Source organism: Pseudomonas sp. Sample_9 (assembly GCF_004307535.1).
Classification (GTDB): domain Bacteria; phylum Pseudomonadota; class Gammaproteobacteria; order Pseudomonadales; family Pseudomonadaceae; genus Aquipseudomonas; species Aquipseudomonas mercuritolerans.
This window is the reverse complement of the sequence record NZ_RAZO01000387.1, coordinates 41,460-46,494: the sequence shown is the minus strand read 5'-3', so window position 1 is coordinate 46,494 and position 5,035 is coordinate 41,460. Positions and strand designations below refer to the sequence as shown.

Below are 5,035 nucleotides of genomic sequence, written 5' to 3'. Positions count from 1 at the left end.
GCCAGTGGCAGCGGATCGGTGTTTTCCCAGTCGTAGAGACCGTCGGCAATGCCATCGGTGGCCGCGGACAGGTCGGTACTCGGGAATACCCGCGCCAGCACCGCCGCAGTGACGCCGGAACCGGCCAGTTCATCGCCCTGCTCGACCACATACGGATACGGAATGTTCTGCTGGCTGACGCCGACTTCGACGGTCACGGTGAAGTCATGCATCAACGGCGTCAATTGTTCGAGCAGGTATTTGCGAAACGCCGCCGGGTGGGTGACGGTGACGCTGTAAGTACCGGGCAACTGCACCTTGGCGTAAGCGCGGGTGGTCTGCGGCACTTCGCCCTGACAGTGGTAGGTCAGACGCAGTTCGGGATAACGAAACAGGGCACGCTGTTCGGCGTCAGGTTCGACGCGGTCCTTGAGGTAACGCTTGAGGGCAGAATTCAGCGCAGTGGTGGCCCGCTCATGCAGCTCGGCCAGACGATCCACGGCTTGTTCGGCGGTTTGAACGACAATAAACGCTTCGGTCACGATCAGCTTCCTGTGTTCTGACTTGCAGAGCTTCATCTTGCCTGCATCGTGGACGCACGGGAACAGTGGCGTTGTGGCGACACTTAAATCTGCAGACCAATGATGTCCCCTGTGGGAGCGAGCCTGCTCGCGAATGCGGTGGATCATCCAATAAAGATGTCGACTGACACACCGCTTTCGCGAGCAGGCTCGCTCCCACAGGGGGAGATTTGAGGTGGGTCAGAAAAGCTGTGGAGTCGAGCGGGCGACGATCGCTTCGACGTCCAGCCCACGCGGCAACGCGCCGTAGACGCGACCGCCACCGCTCAGACGGCTGGCAATGAAAGCATCGCTTACGGCTGAATTCCCCGCCTCCAACAGAAGCTTGGCCTGCAATCCAAGGGCAATGTCTTCGGTCAACTGCCGCGCTCGATATTGAATATCACTGGTGTCCTTGAACTGCCCCTGCAACCGCTGAATATGCTCAGCCAGACGCTTGTCGCCATGGCCGTCGCCGAGTTCGCTGAACAGCACGTCCAGCACGCCCGGCTCCTTCGACAACGCGCGCAGCACATCCAGACATTGCACATTCCCCGAACCTTCCCACGTCGAGTTCACCGGCGCTTCGCGGTACAGGCGCGGCAGGATGCTGTCCTCGACGTATCCAGCACCGCCCATGCATTCGGCGGCTTCGTTGATCATTCCTGGCGCGCGTTTGCAGATCCAGTATTTGCCCACCGCCGTCACCAACCGCGCGAACTGCGCTTCGTGGCGATCATCCAGATGATCCAGCGCCTTGCCCATGCGCAGACTCAGCGCCAGCGCGGCTTCGCTTTCGAGGGCCAGATCGGCGAGTACGTTCTGCATCAGCGGCTGCTCGCTGAGCAATTTGCCGCCGACCTTGCGGTGCGCGCAGTGATGGCTGGCCTGGGTCAGCGCCTGGCGCATCAGCGAACTGGAACCGACCATGCAATCGAAACGGGTCATCGCCACCATCTCGATAATGGTCGGCACGCCGCGCCCTTCTTCGCCGATCATCCATGCCAGTGCGCCACGAAACTCCACTTCGCTGGAGGCGTTGGACTGGTTGCCGAGTTTGTTTTTCAGACGCTGGATGTAGAACTGATTGCGCGTGTCGTCCGGGCGATGGCGCGGCAGCAGGAAGCAGCTCAAGCCCTTGTCGGTTTGCGCCAATGTCAGGAAGGCGTCGCACATCGGCGCCGAGCAGAACCACTTGTGCCCGACCAGTTCATAGGCCTGACCCGGGCCGCTGGGGCCGACCGGATAGGCTTTGGTGGTGTTGGCGCGGACATCGGTGCCGCCCTGCTTCTCGGTCATCGCCATGCCGATGGTCACGCCGGCCTTGTGCGCAATGCCGACGTTGCGCGGATCGTATTCGGTGGCGAGGACTTTCGGCAGCCACTGCTCAGCCAGCTCCGGCTGCAAGCGCAGGGCCGGCACGCTGGCGAAAGTCATGGTCAGCGGGCAACCACTGCCGGCCTCGGCCTGGCTGTGCAGATAGGTCATCGAAGCGCGGGCGACATGCGCGCCGTCCTGCGGGTGTGCCCAAGGCAGCGAGGTCAGGCCATGTTCGATCGCGGTGCGCATCAGCTCGTGGTAAGCCGGGTGAAACTCGACCAGATCGATGCGATGGCCGTAGCGATCATGGCTGGCAAATAGCGGTTTGTTCTGGTTGGCGAGAAACCCCGCTTCTATCAACGGCCCGCCCGCCAGTGCGCCATAGGCATCGATGCGCGACTCGGCCCAACCGGCGCCAAAACGCCGCGACCACTCCTGTAGCGGCAGGTCGATGCGGTACAGGTTGGTGCCGTCCAGCGACGGCGGCTGATTGGTGACTTCGTGGGTTTCGGCGAACTGATGCAGGTTCATGACGGCGCTCCTTGTTCAGCAATGGCACCAGTTAAGCACTGGTGCTTTTTTGAACAAAGTGTCATAGGCGCCGTTTTTGCGGCGCTTTTACCCCATCAGCAACTGAGCACGCGGCGCTGCAAGGCAGCCTGCAGATCCTCGAATTTCACCGGTTTGTGCAGATAGTCGATAGGCGCGCCCGGGGCGCATTGCTCGCGGTCAGCGCTCAGCGCTAGCATGAATACCGGTAAGTGCGCACAGCCTGGCAATGCATGGATCTGGCAGCACAGCGATGCGCCTTCGTGGCGGGGCAACTGGCAATCGATCAGCACCGCATCGAAACTTTCCCGTTGCAGGCAGTCCAGCGCGGCGGCGCCGTTATCAGCGCTGCGCACGCGAAATCCGAGCTTGAGCAACATGCCACGCATCACCAGTTGGTTGACGCTGTTGTCATCCACCAGCAACACCGTGCAGTCCTGCGGCGCACGAATGCAATCGCGGGGCGGCTGATCCGCAGGCGCTTCGATCACCGGTAGTTCGAATTCAACATCGAGCTGGAAGCGGCTGCCGCGTCCCGGCTCGGAGCGATGGGTGAGTTTGCCGCCGAGCAATTCGACCAATTGCCGACAGATCGCCAGACCAACACCGAGGCCGCCGTATTCGCGAGTCATCGAACCGTCGAGCTGGAAGAAACGCTGATACAGGGTCGCCTCGCCCAGATCAGTGAAACCGATACCGGTGTCGATCACCGCGAACGACAGCGCCATGCGCTCATCCGCCGACGGCCGACCGGTAACGCGCAGCGCCAGGCCGCCGACGCGGGTGAACTTGATCGCATTGTCCAGCAGGCATTCCAGGCACTGCGCCAGTTTCGCGCTGTCGCCGAGCAAGCGATCCGGCAGGGTCGGGAGCACCTCGACCTTGAAGTCCAGCGACTTGCTCGCCGCATTACCTTCGAACTGCACGCGCAACGCCTCGACCACTGCGCGCAGGCTGAAACTGCCCGGCGTCGCCTTGAGCTTGCCGGCCTGCAACTCAGTGAGCGTTAGGATGCCATTGACCATGCGCATCATGTCGCGGGCGGAACCGGCGGCGGTCTGTTGATATTGCTCTAGCTCGGGATCGAGGTCGACGGTCTGCATCAGCTCCAGCGAACCGATCACGCCGTTCATCGGCGTGCGCAATTCGTGGGTCAGCGTGGCGAGGAATTCATCCTTGAGCTTGTTGCTGTGGGCCAGTTGCTGGTTGAGCACTTCGAGTTTCTGCCCGGCGTCGAACAAGGTCTGCGCCTGTTGTTCGCGCATGGCGTTGATGCGATCGGCCAGCGCCAGCGACAGCAGCGCCACCTCGATCGCCGAGCCGATCTGGCTGGCGTACATGGTCAGGAATACGTTGGGCAGCAGGCCCAGCACCATCAGCGTATTGACGATGCCGCCGAGCAGGAATGCCGACCAGGCAATGATGAAGTAACGGGCCACGCGCAAGCCGCGCCACCAGGCAAGAATCCCGGCGGCAAAGATCACCACGGTGAAGGTCAGCGCCAGTGTGGTCGCCAGGCGCAGGGCCAGGGCGTAACTGGTCATCAGCGACAGGCCGATCACCAGTGCACTGAAGGCAATCAGGCCGATCAGCAAGCGATCCAGCCAGGGACTATGGGTCTTGGTCTGCAGGAAACTGCGGGCGAACTGGCTGCCGAACAGTCCGGCGCAACCGATGAAGAACGGCGTCGCGGCGTTGGCCCACCATGGGTTGTCCGGCCAGAAATACTCGACCGCCGCGCCATTCACCGACAACTGATAGAGGCCGAACGAGCCGATATAGAAGATGTAATAGAGGTAACTGGTGTCGCGCACGCTCAGGTAGATGAACAGGTTGTAGACCAGCATCCCCAGCAGCACGCCATAAATGATGCCGAGCACATACAGGCGCACCGGTTGGTCTTCGAGGTACGCGGAGCTCGACCACAACGTCACCGGCGCCTGGATCGAGCCTTCGCTGGCCAATCGCAGGTACAGCGTCTGCTGTTGATCCGGTTTGAAGGGAAGGTCGAACAGGTAGTTGTTCTGGCGGATCTCGCGACTGGCGAAGGGCAAGGCATCGCCGGTCTGGCGCACCAGTCGGTAGGCGCCACTGGCGTCGGGCAAGTAAAGGTCGAGGTGATCAAGCGGCGGATACGCCAGTTCCAGTAGCCAGGTGCGCTGGGCGGCCGGGTTGCTCGGGCGGTAATGCAGGTCGATCTTCAGCCAGAACGCCGAGCGCGAGTAACCGGCGTTGAGCGTGGCTTTGTCGTGAGCTTTGAACTGGCCGGCGGCGTCTTGCGCACGGACGTCGGCAATCGTCGCCTGACCGCTCGGGTCTTCGAACACTTGCAGCGATCGGCCCAGCGGCAGGCTCTGGGTGAATTCGTCGAATTCGACAGCGCTCGCCATGAGGGGCAAGCAGAACAGCAACATCAGCAAATAGCGCATTGAAGCCCCAGCGTGGCTCGTCCGGTTGTGTCAGGAAGCCCCCCATTCCCTTTGAGTAGACGTAAAACCGGTATTACCTGTGATTGTTTGGATCCAGCCTAGCATAGCCGTTGATGGCCATTGAGCACCATGGAAATTTTTCCTACAACAGCTCTAGAACGGGCGTTCCAGGGCAAAGCACCGAGATAGAGCTGTTGG

At 61.5% G+C, this 5,035-nt stretch carries 2 protein-coding genes and 1 pseudogene; all 3 read right to left on the bottom strand.

Annotation, left to right across the window (positions count from 1 at the left end; all coding sequences use genetic code 11):
- Positions 1 to 557: pseudogene (locus D6877_RS22425) on the bottom strand (AMP nucleosidase); the annotation flags it as partial.
- Positions 558 to 740: 183 nt separating this feature from the next.
- Positions 741 to 2,390 (bottom strand): acyl-CoA dehydrogenase family protein, encoded by a 1,650-nt coding sequence (locus D6877_RS22420; RefSeq protein ID WP_130912140.1) that lies wholly within the window; start codon positions 2,388 to 2,390, stop codon positions 741 to 743.
- Between the two features lie 95 nt (positions 2,391 to 2,485).
- Positions 2,486 to 4,837, bottom strand: coding sequence for a hybrid sensor histidine kinase/response regulator (locus D6877_RS22415; protein WP_130912139.1), 2,352 nt, complete (start codon positions 4,835 to 4,837; stop codon positions 2,486 to 2,488).
- Between the last annotated feature and the right edge of the window lie 198 nt (positions 4,838 to 5,035).

What these genes read in the sequence shown, in the direction of transcription:
- D6877_RS22415 (WP_130912139.1), bottom strand. Translation starts at nt 4,837, where the DNA reads ATGCGCTATTTGCTGATGTTGCTGTTCTGCTTGCCCCTCATGGCGAGC.
- D6877_RS22420 (WP_130912140.1), bottom strand. Translation starts at nt 2,390, where the DNA reads ATGAACCTGCATCAGTTCGCCGAAACCCACGAAGTCACCAATCAGCCG.